This is a genomic window from Micromonospora trifolii, assembly GCF_050516465.1.
GTDB lineage: Bacteria > Actinomycetota > Actinomycetes > Mycobacteriales > Micromonosporaceae > Micromonospora > Micromonospora trifolii.
Genome location: NZ_CP191526.1, coordinates 1,615,705 through 1,638,865 on the forward strand (window position 1 = coordinate 1,615,705; position 23,161 = coordinate 1,638,865).

Sequence of the window (23,161 nt, forward strand, 5' to 3'; positions counted from 1 at the left end):
GACGGTGGCGACAACCGGACCGTGCCGCACCGGTGACCCCGAGGCCGGCATGGACGCCGAGGCGGACGGCGGTGCCTGCGCAACGCAGTCTGGCGTGGCGACCGAGGCCGCCACGCCAGTGGTGCGATGTCAGGAACTGATCGGGGTCAACTGGTACGGCAGGTGACCGTCGGCCAGTTCCAGTTGCCGTTGGCCATGATCGTTACGCCGAAGTTGTTGCCGTTGCCGTTCGGCGTCGCGGTGACGGTGCCGCTGTTGCCGTTGACGGCGGCGTTCCAGCTGTTCTGGATGCTCTGGCCGCCACCCAGGCCGAGGCTGACGACCCAGTTGTTGGTGCCGCTGACCGCGACATTGAGGTTGAACCGGTCACCCCACTGCTGGCCGGCGGAGAGCGTCGCGCTGCAGTTGCCGGTCCCCGGGTTGCCGGTGGTGGGCGGGGTGGTCGGGTTGCCACCGCCGCTGCCCTCCCGGACGGTGATGTCGGAGCTTCCGCTGCTCTGGTAACCCTCGGTGGCCATGACCTGGTAGCTGTGGTTGGTGCCGAGGTTCAGGCCGGCCCGGGCCCAGGCGTCGAAGTGGTTGGCGGTGGTGATGGTGCCACTCGATCGCTTCTGCTGGCGGACGCTCCAGAACTGGTAGAACGTCTGGTTGCCGTCGATCGACGGGGCGTTGACCCGCTGGCTGCGGAGGATGTCGTAGGTGCCGCCGTCAGTGGTGACAGTGCCCATCCGGGTGGCGCCGCTACTCGGGTTGTAGCTGCCGAAGTTCTCCACCACGTAGTACTCGATGAGCGGGCTGCGCGTCCATCCGTACAGGGCGAGGTAGGTGTTGTTGTTGCCCGGGTTGTAGCTGCCCGAGTAGCTGACCGTCCGGCGGTTGCCGGTGGCCCAACCCTTGCCGCCGACCCAGTTGTTGGTGCTCCTGTCCCAACTGCTGGTGTATCGGCCGTCGGCGCGCAGCGTCATGCTGGCGTTGCCGCTGTCCTTCCAGAACGAGAAGTAGTACCCGTTGTGCGTGCCGGTGAGGCTCGACGTGAGGGTCCGGTCGGCCTCGGCGTACGCGTTGGTGGCCGTCATCGTGCCGGCGACGGCCACGACGGCGGCGCATGCGGCGCCCAGGAGCAGCCGCATGCGGCCGCGGCCTCTCGGTTTGGTGTGGCTGGTGTCGGTCATGGAACTGTTGCCTCCTCTGACGGCTGGCGGGGGCCAGCGGCGCGGTACGCCTCGGCAGGTTGCCGGTGGTCGGGTGACGGCCACGGCGTCGTACCGCTCGGTGGTGGTGGGCCGGTCGTCCTGCACGACGACCGGAGAAGTGGGTCGTGGTGGCTGGTGCTGACGACAATCGAGCGCCGTCGATGGCGACCGTATTAACCCAGCCGTCTCCTTGTCAACAATTTTCGGAAACAGCGTGGCAACACTGCTGTCGTCGCCGGAGCGGCATCCATCCAGGTCAGTAGTCGATCAGAGTTCAGGGCGGTCACCGAGGCGTCGCAACAGCCGAACACCAGTCGGGGTGGGAGCCGCCGAAAGTTCCGGAGACTTTCCGGACCAGGTGCCCCGACCGTGGCCAGCGGCACGGGCACACGCTCCCGTAGCCCGACCGGTCAGCGACGCCGCAGGGCGTTGAGCCGGGCGGCCTGGCGGGTCAGGTGGTCGCGTTCGGCGAGGTTGGTGGCCTGCTGGGCGGCCTCGGCGTACAGCCGCGCCGCCGTTGCCAGATCGCCGTCGCGCTCGTGCAGGTACGCCGCCACCGCCGTGTACCGGGGCAGTGTCTCGTCCACCGCCGCGAGCGCCGTCAGACCGGCCCGGGGACCGTCGGCCTCGCCGACCGCGACCGCGCGGTTGAGTCGGACGACCGGGTTCCCGGTCAGGCGCGCGAGTTCGTCGTACCACTCCACGATCTGCACCCAGTCGGTCTCGGCGGCGGTCGGCGCGTCCGCGTGCAGCGCCGCGATGGCCGCCTGGGCCTGGAACTCGCCCAGTTGGTCGCGGGCCAGGGCCGCCTGGAGGATCTCGACGCCCTCGGCGATCGACCGGGTGTCCCAGCGGCTGCGGTTCTGCTCGGCGAGCGGCACCAGGCTGCCGTCGGGCGCGGTCCGGGCGGCCCGGCGGGCGTGGTGCAACAGCATGAGGGCGAGCAGCCCCGCCACCTCGGGGTGGTCGATCCCGGCCGCGAGCTGCCGGGTGAGCCGGATGGCCTCGGCGGCGAGGTCCACGTCACCGGAGTAGCCCTCGTTGAAGACCAGGTAGAGGACGCGCAGCACGGTGGCGACGTCACCGGGTCGGTCGAACCGCAGCCCGGAGACGGTGCGCTTGGCCCGGCTGATGCGCTGCGCCATGGTCGCCTCGGGCACCAGGTAGGCGTGGGCGATCTGCCGGGTGGTCAACCCGCCGACGGCGCGCAGCGTGAGGGCGACCGCGGACGACGGCGTCAGCGACGGGTGGGCGCACAGGAAGTAGAGCTGGAGCGTGTCGTCCACCGTGGGAGTCGGCCCTGGCGCCGGCTCCTCCTCGACGAGATCCTCGCGCCGACGGCGAGCGGTGTCGGCTCGGGCGGCGTCGAGGAACCGTCGCCACGCCACAGTGGTCAACCAGCCCAACGGATCGCGCGGCGGGTCGGCCGGCCAGACCCGGACCGCCTCGACCAGGGCGTCCTGCACGGCGTCCTCGGCCGCCGCGAAGTCGATTCCGCGGCGGACGAGGATCCCGAGGACGCTCGGCGTGAGGCTGCGCAGCAGCGTCTCGTCCATCGGAGCCGTCACTCCGTGATGGTGGGGGGCTCGCTCAGGAACGGGCGCAGCTCCAGCCACTCGTGGATCGGCTTTCCGCCTGCCCCGGGGGCGGCCGACAGTTCCCCGGCCAGCTCGACGGCGCGGTCGTGGCTGTCGACGTCGATCACCATCCAGCCGGCGATGAGATCCTTGGTCTCGGCGAACGGGCCGTCGGTGACCGGCGGGCGGCCCTCGCCGTCGTACCGGACGAACGTCCCCTCCGGGGCGAGTGCCTGAGCGTCGACGAACTCACCGGTGCCCTCGAGTCGGGCCGCGAAGTCGCGCATGTACTGCACGTGGGCCGAGATCTCCGCCGGCGTCCACTGGTCCATCGGCACGTCGTTCACCGCGGCCGGGGCGCCCCGGTAGTGCTTGAGCAGCAGGTACTTGGCCATCGTGATGCTCCTTGGTGCTGGCTGCGACCCAGTGTGGTCGCGTTCACTGCGGGGACGGAGCCGGTCGGCACTTCTCGACATGGGTGTCCGGTTTTTTTCCTCCCGCAGGTTAACCTCGGGTGAATCGTCCGCCGTTGGGGTACCTCGGGCGGCACAAAACTTGATTCGTTCCAAAATAGTGAGCTAGTGTTCGTACCCGTGATGTCCGACTTCGAGGCGCAGCTGCGGGCCGTCTCGTTGCGCGTGACCCGGCCCCGGTTGGCGGTGCTCACGGCGCTGCGCGACCACCCGCACGTCGGCACCGACGCGGTGATCGCGCTGGTCCGCGCGGAGCACCCCACGGTCTCCCACCAGGCGGTGTACGACGTGCTACGCGTGCTCACCGATGCCGGCCTGGTGCGGCGCATCCAGCCGGCCGGGGCGACCGCCCGCTACGAGTCCCGGGTCGCGGACAATCACCACCATGTCGTGTGCCGCTCCTGCGGCGCCATCGCCGACGTCGACTGCGCCGTCGGTCACGCCCCCTGTCTCACCGCCGCGGGCGACCACGGTTTCGTGGTCGACGAGGCGGAGGTCGTCTACTGGGGCACCTGCCCCGACTGCGCGACCGAACGCACGCCCCAGAGATCCGCAAGCTCGGAAGGAAGTACATGAGCGACACCCAGGACAACGGCCCCGTCAGTGCGCAGGGCGTGGACCAGAAGGCAGCGGCCGGCTGCCCGGTCGCGCACGACTCGGTGACCGCGCACGGCAGCGAGAGTGAGAACCCGGCGATCGACTCGCCGACCCCGAAGACCGGCGGTCGTCCGCGCACCAACCGGGACTGGTGGCCCAACCAGCTCGACCTCTCGGTGCTGCACGCTCACTCGTCCAAGGGCAACCCGCTGGGCGAGGACTTCAGCTACGCCAAGGAGTTCGCGAAGCTCGACGTCGAGGCCCTCAAGCGCGACATCATCGAGGTGCTCACCACCTCGCAGGACTGGTGGCCGGCCGACTTCGGCCACTACGGCGGCCTGATGATCCGGATGAGCTGGCACGCCGCCGGCACGTACCGCATCGAGGACGGTCGCGGCGGCGCCGGCGACGGTGGTCAGCGGTTCGCCCCGCTCAACAGCTGGCCGGACAACGCCAACCTGGACAAGGCCCGCAGGCTGCTCTGGCCGGTCAAGCAGAAGTACGGCCAGCAGATCTCCTGGGCCGACCTGCTCGTGCTCGCCGGCAACGTCGCCCTGGAGTCGATGGGCTTCAAGACCTTCGGCTTCGGCTTCGGCCGCGAGGACGTCTGGGAGCCCGAGGAGATCTTCTGGGGTCCGGAGGACACCTGGCTGGGTGACGAGCGCTACGCCTCCGAGAAGGAGATGGCGGCCGGCGTCGGCTCGACCGAGATGGGGCTCATCTACGTCAACCCGGAGGGCCCGCGCGGTAACGCGGACCCGGCCGCGGCGGCGCACTTCATCCGCGAGACCTTCGGCCGGATGGCGATGAACGACGAGGAGACCGTCGCCCTCATCGCCGGTGGTCACACCTTCGGTAAGACCCACGGTGCAGGCGTCGCCGACAACCACGTGGGCCCGGAGCCCGAGGGCGCTCCGCTGGAGGCACAGGGCCTGGGTTGGCTGAGCACCCACGGCAGCGGCAAGGGCGGCGACACGATCACCAGTGGTCTCGAGGTGACGTGGACCGACGTGCCGACGCAGTGGAGCAACCGCTTCTTCGAGATCCTCTTCGGCTACGAGTGGGAGCTGACCACCAGCCCCGGCGGCGCGAAGCAGTGGGTCGCCAAGGACGCCGAGGCGATCATCCCGGACCCCTTCGACCCGGCGAAGAAGCACCGGCCGACGATGCTCACGACCGACCTGTCGCTGCGCGTCGACCCGGCGTACGAGAAGATCTCCCGCCGCTTCCTGGAGAACCCCGACCAGTTCGCGCTGGCCTTCGCCAAGGCGTGGTACAAGCTGCTGCACCGCGACATGGGCCCGATCGAGCGCTTCCTCGGGCCGTGGGTGGCCGAGCCGCAGCTGTGGCAGGACCCGGTGCCGGCCGTCGACCACGAGCTGGTGGGCGACGCCGACGTCACCGCGCTCAAGGCGAAGGTTCTGGAGTCCGGTCTCACGACCGACCAGCTGGTCTCCACCGCCTGGGCCTCTGCCGCGAGCTTCCGGCACACCGACAAGCGCGGCGGCGCCAACGGGGCGCGCATTCGCCTCGAGCCGCAGCGCAGCTGGGAGGTCAACCAGCCCGAGCAGCTGGCCACCGTCCTCGCCACCCTTGAGGGCATCCAGCAGGAGTTCAACTCCGCCGGCGGGGCGAGCATCTCGCTCGCCGACCTGATCGTGCTGGCCGGTTCGGCCGCCGTCGAGAAGGCGGCGCGGGACGCCGGCGTCGAGGTGACCGTGCCGTTCCGGCCGGGCCGCACCGACGCGACCCAGGAGCAGACCGACACCGATTCCTTCCGGGTCATGGAGCCGCGCGCCGACGGTTTCCGCAACTACCTGCGCGCCGGCGAGAAGACCCAGCCGGAGGTGCTGCTCATCGACCGTGCCTACATGCTCAACCTGACCGCGCCCGAGATGACCGTCCTCATCGGCGGCCTGCGCTCCCTCGGCGCCAACGTCGGCGGCAGCCAGCACGGTGTGCTCACCGACCGGCCGGGTGTGCTCACCAACGACTTCTTCGCCAACCTGCTCTCCCCGGGCACCCGGTGGAGCGCGTCGAAGTCCGACGAGCACGTGTACGAGATCCGCGACCTGGCCACCGATGAGGTGAAGTGGACCGCCAGCGCGGTCGACCTCATCTTCGGGTCCAACTCGCAGCTGCGCGCCCTCGCCGAGGTCTACGCCAGCCAGGACGCCCGCGACAAGTTCGTGGCCGACTTCGTGGCCGCCTGGACCAAGGTCATGGAGCTCGACCGGTTCGATCTCGCCTGACAGGTACCACCGACGAGCCCCGGCCGATCCGCCAGTGATCGACCGGGGCTCGTCGCCCTTTGCGTGCCGTTCGACGCGGCACCAGCGCCGTCCACCTCGATGTCACCTGCGTGCCATTCCCTTAGCGACGAATCCCATGGATGATTTTTCTGTCTCATTGATCAGCTGGCGGACGGGCCCATCCATGGCAAGGTGTTGATCCTGCCCGGGCGGCGGGCGCGGACCTAGTCACGCAGGGAGTCAACGTGGCCCATCCCGACCTGCAGGCCGAGGACGTGGACCAGCACGCCGCAACCCCTGCGATACCCCGGCAACGGTTGGTCCCCGCCCGGCAGCCCCGAGGGGGCGTCGCCGACACCGGCACCGCCTGGCGTCCGCTGCGGATCGCGATGATCGGCCAGAAGGGGATGCCGGCGACCTACGGCGGGATCGAACGGCACGTGGAGGAGATGGCCAGCCGGCTCGCCAGCTACGGCCACGAGGTCACCGTCTACTGCCGCCGGAGCTACGGCGAGACACCCGCCGACGGCTACCGGGGCGTACGGCTGCGCCAGACCCACACGATCGCGAGCAAGCACCTCGACGCCATCGTGCACGCGGCGACCTCGACCATGGCGGCGATGACCGCGCGGCCCGACATCGTGCACTACCACGGGCTCGGGCCGGCCCTGGTCGCCCCACTCCCGCGTGCCCTGTCCCGGGCGCGCGTGGTGCTGACCGTGCACGGGCTGGACAACCAGCGGGGCAAGTGGGGGCTCGCCGCGCGGGCGGTGCTGGGCAGCGCCCACTGGTTCAGCGGGTACGTCCCGCACCAGCGGGTGGCGGTCTCCCAGGGGCTCGCCGCCCACTACGGCGCCCGGTTCGGCCGCCCGACGACCTACATCCCGAACGGCGTCAACCCGGCCCGACCGGCGCGGACCCGTCAGATCCAGGACCGGTTCGGGCTGACCCCCGGCGGCTACCTGCTGCTGGTCGGTCGGCTGGTTCCGGAGAAGGCAGCCGACCTGCTGATCCGGGCCTTCCGCCGCACCGAGACCCCGATGCGCCTGGCGATCGTCGGCGGGTCGTCGTTCACCGACGACTTCGTGGACCGGCTGCGCCGGGAAGCCGGGGCGGACGACCGGATCGTCTTCACCGGGTTCGCCTACGGCGACCTGCTCGCCGAGCTGTACACCGGTGCCGCCGGCTTCGTCCAACCGTCCCGGTTGGAGGGACTGCCGTTGACGTTGCTGGAGGCGGCCGCGTACGGGCTGCCGGTGGTCGCCAGCGACATCGCGCCGCACGTGGAGGTGCTCAAGTCCGACACCGCCGGCGGGCGGTTGTTCCGCGACGGCGACGAGGACGACCTGGTCCGGGTGTTGACGTCGCTGCTCGCCGACCTGCCGGGTGAGCGGGCCGGTGCCGTGGCGCTGGGCGAGCGGATCACCAGCAGGTACAGCTGGGACACCGCCGCCCGCGAGTTGGAGCGGCTCTATCTCCGGCTGGCTCCGGTGCCGGGCCGACGGGCCAGGGCACGACTCGCGGTGGCCGCCGACTGACCGGGTGGCGTTCGCCGGGGGAGCGTCGGATCAGCCCCCCGGGGGACGGTGCAGTCGGTGCAACGGCCCCTTCTGCCGTCGGTGTGACAGGACTAGATTGAACCGATCTTGTGCCGGGAGGACATCGGTTGGCCGCGCCCGGCAGCGGCCGGGCAGCGCCGATTCAGTTCAGTGGGATCAGTGGAACAACACACGCAGCAGGTCACTCCGCTCATGACCAAGCGGCTCGACCCGGCCCGCCTGCTCACCGGCGGCGCGGCGCTGGCCGCCGCGGTGGTGGCGGTGGTCGCGGGTGTCTCCATGGCGGCCGGCGACCGCAGGGGCATGGTGCTGCCGCTCGCGGCGGTCGGGGGGATCGCGGTGGCCGTCCTCGCGCTGACCCGGTTCGCCGGGTACGTGCTGCTGATGCTCGCGGTGCGCTCCTGCGTCGACCTGTTCAAACTGACCGGCCCGAGCGCCGGCCAGGCAGACCCCGCCGGGGCGGCCCGGGCGGTGGACCCCTCCACCCTGCTCGCGGTGCTGTTCCTCCTCGCCGCCGGGCTCTGGCTGGCCGCACAGCTCAGCCGACACGGGCGGCTGCGCGGCTCCCCGCTCAGCTGGGCCATGCTGCTCGTCGGCGCCAGCAGCGTGGTCAGCGCCCTCGGTGCCAGCCGGCCGGCGAACAGCCTCCTGGAGGCGTTGCGGATCCTCACCGTGGTGGTGATGTTCGTGGTGCTGGAACAGCTCATGCCGGACACCGCGTCGATCCGTCGGGTCCTGCTCGCCTGCTACGCCTCGCTGGTGCTGGCACTGGGCTACACCGTCGTGCTGTCGCTGCTCGGCAACCCGCCGGCCGAGGTGAAGGGCGACTTCACCCGGATCAGCGGCACGTTCAGCCAGTCGACCACGTTCGGCCGCTACCTGATGTTCATGGTGATCTTCGGCTTCGCGGTGTACCGCTTCCTGGATCGTCGACTGCGGGCGTCACTCGGGGTGCTGCTCGCGCTCTCGCTGCTGTTCCTCCTGCTCACCAACACCCGCAGCGCCCTGCTCGGCGCGGCGATCGGCCTGGTGGTGGTCGCCGCGCTGCATCGCAGCAAGCGGATGCTGGTCACCCTCTGCGTGGTGGCGGTCGCCGGGGTGGCCCTGGTGCCCGCCGTCGGCGAACGCTTCGCCCAACTCGGTACGTCGCGCGCGGTCGGTGGAGACCCGACCGGAAACACCCTGGCGTGGCGGATCGGCTACTGGACCGAGATCGTCACGCTCGCCGACCGGAACCCGGTGACCGGCATCGGGCCGAACATGACCCAGCGCGAGACCGACGAGGCGAAGAAGCCGCACAACGACTTCCTGCGGGCGTACGTGGAGACCGGGCTGCTCGGTCTCGGGGCGTACCTGCTGATGCTGTTCGCCTTTCTGCACACCGCCCGGACCGCGCTGCGGCGCGCGCCGCCGGGCAGCTTCGAGCGTGGCGTCGCGGTCGGGTTCACCGGCTGCGCCGCCGCCTTCGTGGCGGTCAGCGCCGCCTCCAACGTCATCTCCAACGTGGTCACCCTCTGGTACTTCGTCGCGTTCGCCGCGGCGGCCAGTGTGATCGCCCGCCAACCGGCTCCGAACCTGACCGGCGAGCAGCCACGAGGCACGTCCGTCCCGGTTTGACTGAACGACAGCATTGGGGAAAAAGTGGAGATCGTCGACTACCTGCGGGTCGCCCGGCGGCGCCTCTGGGTACTCGTGGGGGTGCCGGTGCTCGCCACCGGCGCCGCGGCCGCCATCGTCCTGTTCGCGCCACAGCAGTTCAGCGGGACCGCGTACGTGGCGGCGCCGGCCCTGGTGGGCGGCGGCGCGGCCGGGACGCAGTACACCGGTACGCAGGCGGCGAACCAGTTCGTCGCGGCGTTCGGCGCGGCGGTCACCTCGCCGCGCGTGCTCGCCGACGTGGCCGCTGACACCGGGGTGGCGCCGGAGCGGCTGCGCGAAGGGCTCGCCATCACCCAGGTCGGCGCGAGCAGCCAGTTGGAGGTGACGTACACCGCCGGCGACCGGGCGAAGGTAGCGCCGGTGCTGACCGCGACCACCACCCGGGCGCTGGCCTTCCTCTTCTCCTCCCAGGTCGGCATCGCCACCGGCGAGGTCGAGGCGGCCAACGCCGACGTCACCGCGGCGACCAAGGCGATCGGTGAATGGGAGAAGGCGAACAAGGTCTCCCAGCCGGACCGGATCTACCAGGCGACGCTAAGCGAGCTGACCAGCCTGCGCCAGCAGCAGCTCTCCATGCAGGCGGTCGGCAACGGCCGGGGTGTCGCCGCGGCGACCGCCGCCATCACCGCCGCCCAGAAGAAGCTCGACGAGCTGGGGCCGAAGCTCCCCGACTACCAGGCCCTGCTCGCCCAGCGGGACGCGGCGACCAACGCCCTGTCCCAGGCGCGGGAGGGGTTGCAGGCGGCGCGGGCGCAGGCCCAGGCCGCCGATCCGAAGCAGGTGACCAGCATCGGCGAGGCGCACGAGGTGAGCCGGATGACGGAGCTGGTGCGCACCGCCCTGCCGGTGGGCGGTGCGGGTCTGCTGCTCGCGGTGCTGCTGGTGGGCGTACTCGAACTGCTCTCCCGGAGTCGTGCCGCCGCCCCGCCGGTGGCCCCGGCGGCGACCACCGCGGCCCCCTCGGTGCCGGCGGAGACCGTGACCGCGGCACGGCCGTGACCGTCGGAGAACGGGCCGCCGGGTGCGCGAGGTGACCGGCCGGTCGCCGGCCGCGCCGGAGGCCGGCGACCAGCAGGTACGCGGCATGGCCCGCGGCGGTGTGCTGAACCTGGGCAGCGCCGTGCTCAGCCAGGTGGCGCTCTTCCTGGTCATGCTGTTGCTGGCCCGGGCCCTGGGGATACGCGAACTCGGCCGGTACGCCCAGGTCTACGCCGTGCTGTCGCTGCTGGGGCTGCTCTCGCTCTCCGGCTTCCGGGCCGGGCTGACCCGGTTCGTGGCGGTGCATCTCGCCGACGACGAGCCGGCTGCCCTCCGGGGCGCGATCCGACTCGGGATCGGCATCTCGGCCGTGGCGTCCACAGTGATCGCCCTCGGTCTGGCGGTCGGCGCGCCGTGGCTCGCCGACGCCCTGCACGACCCGCAGCTCACCACCGGGCTGCGGTTGGCGGCGCTCTGCCTGCCCGCCGCCACCGTCTGCGAGGCCGCGCTCGCGGCCACCCGGGGGTGGCGCACGCAACGGGCCTACGCGCTCATCGGCCAGGTCTACGAGCCGGGCGCCCGGCTGGTGCTCACCGCGTTGGCGCTCGCCCTCGGGGCCGGCCTGACCGGCGCGTTCTGGGCGCTGGTGGCGGCGAGCTGGAGCGCGGCCGGGCTCGCCCTCGTGGCGCTGACCCGGATGGTGCGCCGGGTGCCCGCCGCCCGGCCCGCTTACCGGCCGGGCGAGCTGTTCCGGTTCTCCACCGTCAGCTGGGTCTCCTCGCTGTCGTCCACCGGGCTGATCTGGGTGGACGCGTTGCTGCTCGGGTTCTTCGACTACGGTCCCGACGCGATCGGCGTCTACCACGTGGCGACCCGGCTGGTCACGATCGCGGTGTTCGTGCTGGCGCCGGTCAACGCCTCGTTCGGTCCGCACCTGGCGCACCTCTACCACCAGGGTCGACTGGACGAGGTACGCCGGATCTACCGGGTCGCCACCGGTTGGGTGCTCCGGTTGTCGCTGCCGGCCTTCGTGGCGTTGCTGGTCTTCCCGGAGCAGTTGCTGCGCCTGGTCGGCGGGCCGGGTCTGGCCGGCGGCGCGGCGGTGACGGTGGTGCTGGCGCTCGGCCAGCTCGTCAACGCCGCGACCGGGCCCTGCGGGACGCTGCTGAACATGTCCGGCCGGGTCTCGGTCAACATGGTGGACAACCTCGCGGCCCTGCTGCTCAACGTCCTGCTCAACCTCTGGCTCATCCCGGCGTACGGAATTCTCGGCGCGGCGGTGGCCTGGGCGGTGTCGTTGGCGGCGGTGAACGTCGTCCGGGTCTGGCAGGTGCGCGCGCAGGTGCACACCGTGCCGGTGACGGCGGGCATGGTGAAGGGCCTGGTCGCCGCGCTGGTCGCGATGGGCGTCGGATTCGGTGTGCGGTGGTTGGTCGGGGGCGCGACCGCGCAGCTCGTGGTCGGTCTGGCCGCGATCGTGGTGGCGTACCTCGCCCTGGTGCTCGCCCTCGGGCTCAGTCGGGAGGACGTCATGGTGTTGCGGTCGGTGACCCGCCGAGGTGGTCGACGCGCCCTGGCCGACCCCGCCGGCCCCGCCGACGGTGCCGGTGTGGGCGCCGGCCGCAGCGGGGTGCGCTCGTGACCGGGGTCGCGCGGCGTCAGGTCACCGACCGGCTGCGCCGGGGGATACGCGCGGCGCGGGCGTGGGGGCGCGCGGCGAGGCCGGGGGACCCGGGACCGTTGCCCGACTTCCTGGTGATCGGAGGGCAGCGCTGCGGCACCACCTCGCTCTACCACCACCTCGCCGCGCATCCCCAGGTCCGGGCGGCCAGCGGCAAGGAGTTGCAGTACTTCAGCGTCCACCATGGTCGGGGGGTGCGGTGGTACCGGGCGCACTTCCCGCACCTCGCCCCGGGCGAGCGTACGTTCGAGGCGAGCCCCTACTACCTGTTCCACCCGAGCGTGCCGGCCCGGGTCGCGGCGACCCTGCCGCAGGCCCGCTTCGTCGCACTGCTGCGTGACCCGGTGCAGCGGGCGTACTCGCACTACCTGCACACCCGCTCGTACGGCGTCGAGCCGCTCTCCTTCGCCGACGCGCTGGACGCGGAGGAGGAGCGGCTGGCGCGGGCGACGCGGGGCGGCCCGGACAGTCCCGCCGCGCACCGGGCGTTGCGCAATTATTCGTACGCGGCCCGGGGGCGCTACGCCGAGCAGCTGCACCTGTGGTTCGCGCACGTCTCCCGGGAGCGGATCCACCTGGCCCGCACCGAGGACCTCCAGGCCGATCCGGCCGGCACGTACGCCGACATCCTGCGCTTCCTCGGACTGCCGGCCTTCGTTCCCGAGGCGTTCACCCGGCACACCCGTCGCGTCGACCCGGGCGTCTCCGAGCTGACCCCGGCCCTGCGGGACCGGCTGGGCGAGCACTTCGCGCCGCACAACGCCCGCCTGACCGCCCTGCTCGACTGGCCCGAACCCTGGCCCGGCTAGCGCACCGTGGCGAGGATCCGGTCCACCGGCTGGTCGGCGCGGAGCAGGACGGGGACGTCGGTGACGGTGGTGCCGTCGCCGGCTGCGCCCAGCGGGGAACCCACCGCCCCGGTCCGTCCGCCCGGTGTCGCCGGCACGGTCACCGGCGTCTTCGACGCCGACCAGAGCACCAGCGTGCTCGACCCGCCCCGGACGAACGCGACCCCGTTCAGCCTTCCGACGACCGAGGCGGGCAGCGGGATGACTGTGGCGTCCCGGGCCGCGTCGGCCAGGGCGGCCATCATCCGGCCGGCGTCCCGTTCGGTACCGTCCGGGTCGAGCAGGCCGTAGCGGACCTCGCTGCCGGCCGCATTGTTCGGGTTGTACGCCAACGGCAGCCAGCTGATCTCGCCGATCCCGCCGGCGGCCAGCAGGGTGACCGTCTTGACCATCTCCGCCGCCCGGCTGGCCGGGTCACCGTCGCCGTCGCGCCAGAACTGCCCGACCTCCCACGCCTGGATCGGCGTGCCCGGCGGTGTGGTGGCGCGCAGGTAGTCCAGCAGCGGGGCCACTCCGCTGAAGTGCTCGTAGAAGTGCACCTGCCGGACGTCGACGGTGCGGTCGGTCAGCAGCGACTCGGTCACCGCGAGGAAACGCAGGCTGCGGCTGTTGGTCTCGGTGCCGAGGGCCCGGCGCAGTTGCGCCTCCCCGGTCACCGCCGGAATCTGCTGCCCCCGGGTGCCGACCCGACGGTGGAAGTACGCCTGGTAGGCAGCGATCGCCTCGGGCATCCGACCGGCGCGCACCAGCCGGTCGGCGACACCCATGCCGTACGCGACGCTGCTGATGCCGGAGTCGACCACCAGCGCCTTCGGGTCGGTCGAGCGGATGGTCTCGGCGGCGGCCCGGACCAGCCGCGCGTAATCCTCGGGGCTGCCGGCCCAGTAGCTCGGCGCGTTGACCTCGTTCTCGATGGCGTACTCCCGCACCCCGTACGGGCCGTAGCGCTGCACGACGGAGCGGACGAACCGCTGGTACGCGCCGAGGTCGGTGGGCATCGCCGACTCGGTCCTGTTCGCCGCGCCCCGGGTGTAGCGGGCGGTGCCACCGGTCGCCCAGCACACGCCGGTGCGGATCTTCAGGTGCAGGGTGATGCCCAGCTCCCGGCTGCGCGAGGCGATCTCGTCCAGCCCGGCCCAGTCGGCCTGCCCCGAGGTCCGTTCGATCTCGCACCAGGAGATCTCCTCGTACGTCGCCGAACCGGCGAGCCGGCGCAGGTACGGCCCGAACTGCTGGTACCGCGACCAGTCCCAGTGCGCGCCGAACGGGTTGCTCACCTGGTCGGCGGCGCGCCCCGGCGGGCCGGCTCCGGGTGCCGCCGTCGCGGAGGGCGTGGCGGCCGGTGGCGGATCGTCGTCGCCGGCGGTGCAGCCGGTGGTGAGCAGGAGCGTGACGGCGACGGCGGTGGCGACCGCGCGCAGCCGGCCGGCGCGGGTCACCGGTAGCCCAGCGCGCGCAGGGTCGGACCGGAGAAGACCCAGACCAGCAGGCGGAGGAACGGGTCGAGTTCACGGCGGTAGCTGCCCACCCGGGAGCCGTAGATCGGTGCGGTGTCGCCCACCGCCGCGCGTCGCCGCTCGGCCTCGGTGGTGTACTTCTGGGCCACGTCGTGCTGCTTGCTGTCGTAGTCGAGGATGCCGTCCTCCCACTGTTCGCCGAGGAACTCGAAGAGGCCCCGCATCGTCTTCTCCGGCTCACTGACCGCCAGCTCGTACCGCAGCTCGTAGTAGCGGTCCGCCGGCAGGGTGGCGCCGACCGCCCGCGCGGCGCGGATGTAGCGCGGCCACTTCACCACGCACTTCACGGCGGACCAGTAGCCGAACCGTTTGCGGTGCGAGACCACCACGTCGCGTCCGTCCCGGATGAGGTGCACGATCTGGGCGTCCGGGAAGACCTCGGTGACGAAGTCGAGCGACATGGCGTACAGCGGGGTCTTGTCGGCCCACCGGGTCTTGCCCCGCGCGGCGGCGTAGTCGGCGTGCACGCCGCCGAAGAAGTCCCGGATCCGGCGCAGCCAGTCCTCGCGCGGAAAACCGAAGCGGGCCAGTCGCTCCCAGTCCCGGCCGACGATCCGTCGGAGGTCCGGCAGGAACCGGGTCTCCGGGCCGCAGCTGATCCGCGAGTGCGAGTCCAGGACGAGGCGCACCATCGTGGTGCCCGACCGCTGGCAGCCGACCAGGAAGATCGGCGCGGTACGGGTCTCGGTCTCAGCCACTGTCGACCGCCTTCGTCGTCTCGGATCGGGCGTCGGCCGCGGCGCGATCGAGCCGGTCGGTCAGCTCGTCGCAGCGGGCCCGGACGCGCGGATCGATCGGTAGCCGTCGGTCGCCCGTCGCGCCGTGCGACACGCGTGGGGCGATGTGCGCGTGCAGCCGGGGATGGTAGGGAAAGTCGAGGAAGGCGCAGAGCCGTCGGAGCTGCGCGGCGGGCTCCGCGACCAGGCTGTCGTAGCGGCAGAGCAGCACGTCGGCCCGCTGGTCCAGGCCGAGCTGGAAGAACAGCGAGTTGCGGACGTACCAGAACAGCGCCGCGCCGCTGTGCGGATCCAACCGCTGCGGGTCGTGGGTCCGGATCAGCTCGATGGTGTCGGCGTCGAGGCGTTGCCCCTGCCACCGTCGACCGATGCTGCCGTCGGCGATCGCCCGCAGGGCCCGCAGGTTGGCGTCACCGAACTTCGCGACCTCGGAGCGGGCCCGGTCGTCGACGTCGCGGTAGACCCAGAGCGCCCGCCCGGGCGTCAGCCCCGGCAGGGCCAGCAACTCATCCACGCGGTGGCTCTCGCAGAGCGGCTTGACCAGGACGTACGCGTGCCGGCTGCGGTGGAGGGCGGCGGTCAGCACCGGGTCCGGGCGCAGTTGGAAGCGGTGGAAGAGGGTGCCGTCGTTCTCGTTGCGGACCTCGACCTCTCCGGCGGCGTCCAGGCCCCGGACCAGCATGTTCGTGCCGGAGCGTTGCAGACCGACCAGGTAGACCGGCATCGCCGAGCCGGGCGTCCGGCCGGCCCGCCGTCGCCAGCGTCGCTTCGCCAGGGCCGTGCCGATCCGGTCGACCGGGTTGAGGCGGTCCTCCTCGATCAGCCGTCCGATCCCCTCGGTACGCGCCCAGCGCAGATGCCGCCGGACCCGGCGCGCGGTGTACGCGAGCGCGGAGACCTCGTCGTCGGCTGCCACGGTCCTCCTCGTCGGGCACCGGCCCGGCCCGAAACCAGAGCGGGTGCGACCGGCGGCAGCCAGGCTATCGGGAGATCACGGCGGGAGGCCAGGCCGCGGACCGCACGGGCAGACGAAGATCACCCGTTCAGCCACATGCCAAACGTGAGCTGGACTCGCTGACCCGCCCTGCATACCGTGGGCCCTGGCCGGGGCGGGCAGACCCCGGTCATCACCTCCGGGCCCGGTTCGCCCGATCGACGTGAGCAGGGCGAGTCGATGCGCGTGCTGCATGTGAACAAGTTCCTCTACCGCCGTGGTGGCGCGGAGGGGTATCTGCTCGATCTCGCCGACCTGCAACGGGTTGCCGGCGACACTGTCGCCTACTTCGGCATGAGCCACCCGGAGAACGAGTCACCGCTGCCGTACGCCGCGCGCTTTCCGTCCGAAGTGGAGTTGGAGCCGGCCCCGCGCGGGGTGCGGCCCCGCGCGGTGGCCGTCGGCCGGATGCTGTGGTCGCCGACGAGCCGCCGCGGCCTGGCCCGGGTGATCGACGATTTTCGGCCGGACGTGCTGCACCTGCACAACATCTACCATCAGCTCTCCCCGTCGGTGCTCGCCGCGGCCCGCACCGCCGGTGTGCCGTGCGTGCTGACCATGCACGACTACAAGCTCGCCTGCCCGAGCTACCAACTGCTGGACCGGGGCCGCCCCTGCCAGGCGTGCGTCACCGGTGGCCCGTTGCAGGCGGCCCGTCGCCGCTGCAAGGACGGATCGCTGTCCCGCAGTGGACTGCTCGCTGTCGAGTCCTGGTTGCACCGGCAGCTCGACGCGTACGACCCGGTGCAGCTCTTCGTCAGCCCGAGCGGGTTCCTGGCCGATGTGATGCGCCGCGCGGGCGTCTACCCGGACCGGTTGCGGGTGGTCAACCACTTCGTCGACCTGACCGGCGTGACGGCCAAGCAGACGCCCGGCGGCGGTGTCGTCTTCGCCGGCCGGTTGGCGCCCGAGAAGGGTGTCGACGTGCTGATCGAGGCGGCCGCCGCGCTGCCGGCGGGGGTCCGCGTGGACGTCGCCGGAGACGGCCCGGCCCGCCCGGAGTTGGAGGCCCTCGCCGCGCGGCGGGTGCCCGGCCGGGTCCGGTTCCACGGCCGCCTCGACAAGCCGCGCCTGCACGAGCTGATCCGGTCGGCGGCGGTGGTCGCCGTCCCGTCACGGTGGCACGAGAACCAACCGATGGCCGTGCTGGAGGCGTTCGCCTGCGGGGTGCCGGTGGTCGCCACCGACCTGGGCGGGCTACCCGAGTTGGTCGAGCCGGAGGTGGATGGCCGCGTCGTCGCCGCCGATGCGCCGACGGCCCTCGGCGACGCGCTCAACGACCTCCTGGCCGACCCGGAGCGGGCGTACCGGATGGGCCGGGCCGGCCGGGCGAAGATCGCCGCCCAGTTCGCCCCGGACCGGCACCTGGACCGCATCCGTGGGCTGTACACGGAGGCAGCCGAGGCGCTGCCGTCGCGGCGGCGGGCCGGCCGGGCCACCGCCGGTGGGGGAGCGGCCCGGTGAGCCCGGTGCGGGTGCTCTACCTCGCCGGCAGTGGTCGCAGTGGCAGCACGCTGGTCACCACGGTCCTGGGACAGTTGCCGGGCTTCTTCGCGGCGGGCGAGCTGCGATACCTGTGGCGGCGCGGCATCCTGGAGAACCGGCCCTGCGGCTGCGGTTCCCCGGTCGCCGACTGCCCACTCTGGGCCCGGGTGCGCGCCGACCTGACCGACGCCGACCCGGCCGGAATCGCCGCCCGGTTGGCCCAGCGGCTGCGGCTGCGGGCGCTGCCCGCACTGCTGCGCCGCCAGCGTCGGGGGCAGCCGCCGGTCGCGGGCCACCCCGACGACACGCAGCTGGCCCGGCTCTACGCCTCGATCGCCGAGCACGCCCTGGCCGGCCGGTCGGACGGCGTCATCGTCGACTCCTCCAAGCTGCCGCCGTACGGGGCCCTGCTCGGCAGCCTGCCCGGCATCGACCTGTACGTCCTGCACATGGTGCGCGACCCGCGCGCCACCGCGTACTCCTGGCGTCGCCGACGCCCGCTGGACGGGCGCGCCGACGACCAGCTGATGAGCCGCCCACCGGTCGGCAAGGCCGCGCTGCTCTGGCTGGTCTGGAACACCGCGACAGTACGACTGTGGGGCGACCGCCGCCGTGCGCCGGGCCGCTACCTGCGGGTCCGGTACGAGGACTTCGTGGCCGACCCGGCCGGCGTCACCGCCCGGATCGCCGGTTTCGTCGGCGCTACCCCCGACGAGCTTCCGTTCCCGACACCGGCCACGGTGCGGCTCGCCCCCACCCACTCGGTGGCCGGCAATCCGTCGCGGCACCGCACCGGGCTGGTCGACGTGGTCGCGGACACCGAGTGGCTGACCGGGCTCCCCACCCGCGCGTACGCCGTGGTGACCGGGCTGACCGCCGTGGCCCTGACCCGGTTCGGCTATCCGTTGCGCCGCCCGGCGGTCACCTCTCCCGCTGCCCGCCTCGCCGCGGACCCGGCCGTCTCCCCATCACCCGCCGCCCGGCAGGAAGGCTGAACGATGCTCTCACTGGTGGTGGGCACCGGTCGGTGCGGTTCGACACTGGTCCAGGAGTTGCTCTCCCGGCATCCCGCGGTCGGCTTCGTCTCCGGTCTGGACGACAAACTGGCCCGGCTCAACCCCAAGGGCAGGTTCAACGGCGCGCTCTACCGGCGTTCGGCGCCGCGCCCGGCGGGGATGACCTCGCTGCGGCACAGTCGACGGTTGCTGGAGCGGGGCCGGCTCCGGGTGGCGCCGTCGGAGGCGTACCACCTGCTCGACCGGCAGGTGCTGGCCGGCTTCTCCCGGCCGTGTCGGGACCTGGTGGCCGAGGACCTGACCCCGTTCGTGGCCCGGCGGCTGCGGGCCTTCTTCGACGAGCGGATCGCCCGGCAGGGCTGTCAGCAGTTGGTGCAGCACGTCACCGGGTGGCCGCGGACCGGCCTGCTGCACGCCGCGTACCCGGAGCTGCGGGTGGTCAACGTGGTGCGCGACGGCCGGGCGGTGGCCAACTCGTGGCTCCAGATGGGCTGGTGGGACGGCTGGCGCGGGCCGGACAACTGGATCTACGGCCCGCTCCCGTCCGACCTGCGCGAGGAGTGGGTCGAGTCCGCTCGCTCCTTCCAGGTGCTCGCCGCGCTGGGCTGGAAGATGCTGATGGACGCCTTCGCGTCGGCCCGCCTGCGTCACCCGGCCGACCAGTGGCTGGACGTGCGCTACGAGGACCTGGTCGAGCAGCCGCGCGAGCAGGTCGGCCGGATGCTCGACTTCCTCGGCCTGAGCTGGTCGACAGCCTTCGAGAAGGGCTTCTCCCGGTACGACTTCACGGTGGGCCGGGCGGAGGCGTACCGGGACGAACTCAGCCCGGCGCAGCTCACCGCGATCGAACGGGTGCTGGAGAAGCCGCTGGCCGAGTGGGGCTACCCGCTGTAGCTGCTTCTGCCGGCGCGAGCGTGCCGTTGCGCGTACCGGCGGTGCTATCGACGGACGTCACGAGGGGCGGCTAATCTTTGGCCCCACACCATCGATGTGAGGAGATGCGATGGCGCGCCGTACCGGCCGACCCTCCTACCAGTTGGACAAGGCCGATGTGCGTCACCGCCGCACAATGCGCTTCGTTGCCGCCGCGGGCGTGATCGCACTGGTCACCGCGTTGCTGGGTGGGTTGATCGGCTACCAGTTGGGCCGCCCGGACGCGACCGAGGCGACCATCGCGAGCATCAAGCAGGACGAGGCGAAGCGGGACGCTCAGCAGATCGTGGAGCTGATCGAGACGGCCCGACGCGTTCGCGACCAGGTCGCCCCGGTGCTGGCCGCCATCAAGACGGAGACGACCGCCGGACGTGCGCCGGACCCGGCGCAGGCGCGCCGGTGGCAGGAGGTCATGCGCCAGGCGGCCGAGCCGTTCGCCGACCCGCCGTCGGGGACCACCGCCACCAACGTGGCGCGCGGAGGGTTGCGCGGAGCGGTCCAACAGGCGTCGCTGGCCGTCGACGCCTACGCGCTGGCGGCCGGCGTTCCGGCCGCGCAACGTGCGGCCCTGCTGGACGTCACCGCGCGGCAGGCGGCCGAGGCCGCGACGATCTGGTCGGTCGCGGCGACCCAGCTCGACCAGATCAGCGTCGATTCCGGCCAGGGCCACCAGCATGTGTTCCTGGACACAGACCCCCACGAAGGGGCCCTCACCCCGGACGGGGCGGCCGAGGGAACCGGCGGCTGAGGCACCTTGCGGGGCAAGTGTCGGGTTTGCCGGCGGGGGTCGGCGGGCCGGGTCGGCCGGGCGGTCACGGCGTGATCTGGGGGCGACCCGCCGGATCGGGTACGGTCGCTTATCGCAAAGTCTATGAACCAGATTGGCTTTCTGTGCAATGGAAGCCGAATCGGAGGGACACAGCCGTGAGGTTCCCAAGCGCCGTCCGTCAGGCCGGCCTCGTCGTGGCCGTCGCCGCCCTCGCGCTGACCGCGGGTTGCGCGAAGAAGGATGACAGCGAGGTCCAGGCGAGCGGCGTCAAGCTGGTCGCGGCGGGCAAGCTGACCGTCTGCACCCACCTGCCGTACCCGCCGTTCCAGTCCAAGGACGCCAGCGGCAAGGTGACCGGCTTCGACGTCGAGATCATGGACCTGGTCGCCAAGGAGCTCGGCGTCGAGCAGACGATCATCGACACCCCGTTCGAGGGGATCAAGTCCGGCCAGGACCTCAACACTGGCAAGTGCGACGCGGCCGCAGCCGGCATGACCATCACCGAGGAGCGGCGGAAGGTGATCGACTTCTCCGATCCCTACTTCGACGCCACCCAGGCGATGCTGGTGAAGACCGGCAAGACGTACAAGTCGCTCGACGACCTCAAGGGCAAGAAGCTCGGCGTCCAGGCGGCCACCACGGGTCGTGACTACGCCAAGAAGCTCGAGGCGGAGAAGGGCCTGAAGCTCGTCGAGTTCGAGGACCTCGCCGCCCTCCAGCAGGCCGTCGCCAACGGCCAGGTCGAGGCCGCCATCAACGACCTGCCGGTCTGGACCGAGTACCTGAAGAAGAACCCGGGCGGGTTCGAGGTGGCCGCCGAGTTCGACACCGGTGAGCAGTACGGCTTCCCCGTGAAGAAGGACGCCAACCCGGAGTTGCTCAAGAAGATCAACGAGGTGCTGGCCAAGGCCAAGCAGGACGGCACGTACAACACGATCTACGAGAAGTGGATCGGTAAGCAGCCGAGCGCCTGAGCGCCGCGCAGTACCGGAGGGCGCGCGTCCCGCGCGCCCTCCGACGTCGGTAACCTCCGGGAAGGCAACGAGCGAACGTGAAGCTGCGACGCCGCCAGCGGGAGCGGCTGTCCCTCGGGCTCCAGTACCTGGTCTTCATCGCCATCATCGCCACGGTGCTCGTCGCCGCGGACTGGGACAGGCTGGCCGACGCGTTCTTCCGCGTCGACATCATCAAGTCGATGTTCCCGACGATCATCACCGTCGCGCTGCGCAACACCATCCTCTACACCCTGGGCGCGTTCGCCTTCGGGCTCGTGTTCGGCACCATCCTGGCGCTGATGCGGCTGTCCCGGGTGGCGCCGTACCGCTGGGTGGCGACGGCGTACATCGAGCTGTTCCGGGGTCTGCCCGCGCTGCTGGTGCTCTTCCTCGTCGGGTACGGCATCCCGATCGCCTTCCCGGAGCGCGAGATTCCGGGCGGGGTGTTCGGTTCGATCGCGATCGGCCTCGGGTTGACCGCCGCGGCGTACATGGCGGAGACGATCCGGGCCGGCATCCAGGCCGTGCCGAAGGGGCAGATGGAGGCGGCGCGGACCCTCGGCATGTCCCACTTCACCGCCATGCGCACGATCGTCATCCCGCAGGCGTTCCGGATCGTGATCCCGCCGCTGACGAACGAGCTCATCCTGCTCACCAAGGACTCGTCGCTGGCCTACGTGCTCGGGGTGACGGCGCAGACGATCGAGATCACCAAGTTCGGTCGGGACATGCTCAACGACCGGGTGAACGCGACCCCGCTGCTGGTGGCCGGTCTCGCCTACCTGGTGATCACCCTGCCCCTGTCGCAGGTGGTACGACGCCTCGAACTCCGCTACGCCAAGGCTCGGTGACCCCGATGACGACCACCCCATCCCGCCCCGCCGTGGAGATCCGCGACCTGCACAAGTCCTTCGGGCCGCTCAAGGTGCTCAAGGGCATCGACTTCGAGGTCGGCCAGGGCGAGGTGGTCTGCGTCATCGGGCCGTCCGGCTCCGGCAAGTCGACCCTGCTGCGATGCGTCGACCTGCTGGAGGAGCCGACGGCCGGCAAGATCTGGGTGAACGGGGTCGAGATGACCGACCCGGACGTCGAGATCGACGCGGTCCGCCGCGGCATCGGCATGGTCTTCCAGTCGTTCAACCTGTTTCCGCACCTGACCGTCCTGAACAACCTCACCATCGCCCAGCGCCGGGTGCTTCGGCGAGGTCGGGCCGAGGCCGAGCGGATCGCGCGGGCCAACCTGGAGCGCGTCGGGCTGACCGACAAGGCCGACGCCTTCCCGGCGCAGCTCTCCGGTGGGCAGCAGCAGCGGGCGGCGATCGCCCGGTCGCTGTCGATGGAGCCGAAGCTGATGCTCTTCGACGAGCCGACCTCCGCGCTCGACCCGGAACTCGTCGGCGACGTGCTCACCGTCATGCGCAAGCTGGCCGAGGACGGCATGACGATGATGGTGGTCACCCACGAGATGGCGTTCGCCCGTGACGTCGCCGACCGGGTCGTCTTCATGGATGGTGGCGTGGTGGTCGAGCAGGGGCCGCCGCGGGAGGTGCTGGGCGCGCCGAAGCACGAACGGACCCGCGCGTTCCTCTCCCGGGTCCTCGACCCGACCCACGTCGCGCAGCTCGGTCAGCCCGACCAGTCGCCCGCGCCACCGCAGACCCCCAGCCTGCCGGCGGACGATCGCCACCACCTCTGACGACAGCTCCCGTACGTCCTTCCCGCCGGGTTGCCTCATCGATGGCAGCCCGGCGTCGAGCTGTGCGCTGCTCCGTTGCCGGTGCGGCTGGCGGCGTCCGCCCGCGACTGACAGGTCGACGACCTGCTGGTCGCCGGCCTACGTGTCAGCTTCATGTCAATCGACGGACGTCGTGATGTCAAGGTAATCTTTTTGCAATCAG

20 protein-coding genes are annotated in these 23,161 nt (G+C 71.7%); 14 read left to right on the forward strand and 6 right to left on the reverse strand.

Annotated elements, in window-relative coordinates:
- Positions 1–146: 146 nt before the first annotated feature.
- From ACQRWP_RS07345 to ACQRWP_RS07355, 3 genes are all read right to left on the reverse strand, one after another.
- On the reverse strand, positions 147–1,172 hold the full coding sequence (locus ACQRWP_RS07345; RefSeq protein ID WP_410818905.1) for a glycoside hydrolase family 11 protein: 1,026 nt from the start codon (positions 1,170–1,172) through the stop codon (positions 147–149).
- 431 nt (positions 1,173–1,603) lie between these two features.
- A complete protein-coding gene (locus ACQRWP_RS07350; protein ID WP_430503150.1) occupies positions 1,604–2,749 on the reverse strand; it encodes an RNA polymerase sigma factor in 1,146 nt (381 codons plus the stop codon).
- Between the two features lie 8 nt (positions 2,750–2,757).
- Positions 2,758–3,165 carry a YciI family protein gene (locus tag ACQRWP_RS07355; protein WP_430501389.1) on the reverse strand — a complete coding sequence of 136 codons (408 nt, stop codon included), beginning with the start codon at positions 3,163–3,165 and terminating at the stop codon, positions 2,758–2,760.
- Between the two features lie 198 nt (positions 3,166–3,363).
- On the opposite strand from ACQRWP_RS07355, the gene ACQRWP_RS07360 reads away from it, so the two are divergent.
- The 7 genes from ACQRWP_RS07360 (at position 3,364) to ACQRWP_RS07390 (ending at position 12,778) form a co-directional block, all read left to right on the forward strand.
- On the forward strand, positions 3,364–3,819 hold the full coding sequence (locus ACQRWP_RS07360) for a Fur family transcriptional regulator (RefSeq protein WP_430503151.1): 456 nt from the start codon (positions 3,364–3,366) through the stop codon (positions 3,817–3,819).
- Positions 3,816–6,092, forward strand: a complete 2,277-nt coding sequence (gene katG, locus ACQRWP_RS07365; RefSeq protein ID WP_430501390.1) for a catalase/peroxidase HPI — start codon at positions 3,816–3,818, stop codon at positions 6,090–6,092. The genes ACQRWP_RS07360 and katG overlap by 4 nt, the downstream gene beginning before the upstream one ends.
- A gap of 245 nt (positions 6,093–6,337) precedes the next feature.
- Positions 6,338–7,630: a glycosyltransferase family 4 protein gene (locus tag ACQRWP_RS07370; protein ID WP_430501391.1), complete on the forward strand. Its 1,293-nt coding sequence runs from the start codon at positions 6,338–6,340 to the stop codon at positions 7,628–7,630.
- Positions 7,631–7,810: 180 nt separating this feature from the next.
- A complete protein-coding gene (locus ACQRWP_RS07375; protein WP_430501392.1) occupies positions 7,811–9,268 on the forward strand; it encodes an O-antigen ligase family protein in 1,458 nt (485 codons plus the stop codon).
- 24 nt (positions 9,269–9,292) lie between these two features.
- On the forward strand, positions 9,293–10,309 hold the full coding sequence (locus ACQRWP_RS07380) for a Wzz/FepE/Etk N-terminal domain-containing protein (protein ID WP_430501393.1): 1,017 nt from the start codon (positions 9,293–9,295) through the stop codon (positions 10,307–10,309).
- A 22-nt stretch (positions 10,310–10,331) separates the two neighbouring features.
- Entirely contained in the window at positions 10,332–11,930 is a 1,599-nt protein-coding gene (locus ACQRWP_RS07385) for an oligosaccharide flippase family protein (protein ID WP_430501394.1), read from the forward strand.
- On the forward strand, positions 11,927–12,778 hold the full coding sequence (locus ACQRWP_RS07390) for a sulfotransferase family protein (RefSeq protein ID WP_430501395.1): 852 nt from the start codon (positions 11,927–11,929) through the stop codon (positions 12,776–12,778). The genes ACQRWP_RS07385 and ACQRWP_RS07390 overlap by 4 nt, the downstream gene beginning before the upstream one ends.
- Here ACQRWP_RS07390 and ACQRWP_RS07395 read toward each other — a convergent pair.
- Genes ACQRWP_RS07395 through ACQRWP_RS07405 form a run of 3 tightly spaced genes read right to left on the reverse strand, consistent with a single transcriptional unit; the run spans position 12,775 to position 15,987 of the window.
- Complete coding sequence (locus ACQRWP_RS07395; protein WP_430501396.1) at positions 12,775–14,256, reverse strand: hypothetical protein; 1,482 nt, start codon at positions 14,254–14,256, stop codon at positions 12,775–12,777. The two genes, ACQRWP_RS07390 and ACQRWP_RS07395, sit on opposite strands and share 4 nt — an antisense overlap.
- Entirely contained in the window at positions 14,253–15,032 is a 780-nt protein-coding gene (locus ACQRWP_RS07400; RefSeq protein ID WP_430501397.1) for a sulfotransferase family protein, read from the reverse strand. The genes ACQRWP_RS07395 and ACQRWP_RS07400 overlap by 4 nt, the downstream gene beginning before the upstream one ends.
- Complete coding sequence (locus ACQRWP_RS07405) at positions 15,025–15,987, reverse strand: hypothetical protein (protein ID WP_430501398.1); 963 nt, start codon at positions 15,985–15,987, stop codon at positions 15,025–15,027. Before ACQRWP_RS07405 ends, ACQRWP_RS07400 begins: the two co-directional genes overlap by 8 nt.
- 258 nt (positions 15,988–16,245) lie before the next feature.
- On the opposite strand from ACQRWP_RS07405, the gene ACQRWP_RS07410 reads away from it, so the two are divergent.
- From ACQRWP_RS07410 to ACQRWP_RS07440, 7 genes are all read left to right on the forward strand, one after another.
- Complete coding sequence (locus ACQRWP_RS07410) at positions 16,246–17,529, forward strand: glycosyltransferase family 4 protein (RefSeq protein ID WP_430501399.1); 1,284 nt, start codon at positions 16,246–16,248, stop codon at positions 17,527–17,529.
- The gene (locus ACQRWP_RS07415) at positions 17,526–18,545 is read left to right on the forward strand and encodes a sulfotransferase family protein (protein WP_430501400.1); all 1,020 of its coding nucleotides are present in this window, start codon (positions 17,526–17,528) and stop codon (positions 18,543–18,545) included. Before ACQRWP_RS07410 ends, ACQRWP_RS07415 begins: the two co-directional genes overlap by 4 nt.
- A gap of 3 nt (positions 18,546–18,548) precedes the next feature.
- Positions 18,549–19,460 carry a sulfotransferase family protein gene (locus ACQRWP_RS07420; RefSeq protein WP_430501401.1) on the forward strand — a complete coding sequence of 304 codons (912 nt, stop codon included), beginning with the start codon at positions 18,549–18,551 and terminating at the stop codon, positions 19,458–19,460.
- A 109-nt stretch (positions 19,461–19,569) separates the two neighbouring features.
- Complete coding sequence (locus ACQRWP_RS07425; RefSeq protein WP_430501402.1) at positions 19,570–20,247, forward strand: hypothetical protein; 678 nt, start codon at positions 19,570–19,572, stop codon at positions 20,245–20,247.
- 176 nt (positions 20,248–20,423) lie between these two features.
- Positions 20,424–21,242, forward strand: a complete 819-nt coding sequence (locus ACQRWP_RS07430) for a basic amino acid ABC transporter substrate-binding protein (protein WP_238679145.1) — start codon at positions 20,424–20,426, stop codon at positions 21,240–21,242.
- 77 nt (positions 21,243–21,319) lie between these two features.
- Positions 21,320–22,114 (forward strand): amino acid ABC transporter permease, encoded by a 795-nt coding sequence (locus tag ACQRWP_RS07435; protein ID WP_091406922.1) that lies wholly within the window; start codon positions 21,320–21,322, stop codon positions 22,112–22,114.
- 5 nt (positions 22,115–22,119) lie between these two features.
- The gene (locus tag ACQRWP_RS07440; RefSeq protein ID WP_430501403.1) at positions 22,120–22,959 is read left to right on the forward strand and encodes an amino acid ABC transporter ATP-binding protein; all 840 of its coding nucleotides are present in this window, start codon (positions 22,120–22,122) and stop codon (positions 22,957–22,959) included.
- The last annotated feature ends 202 nt before the right edge of the window (positions 22,960–23,161 follow it).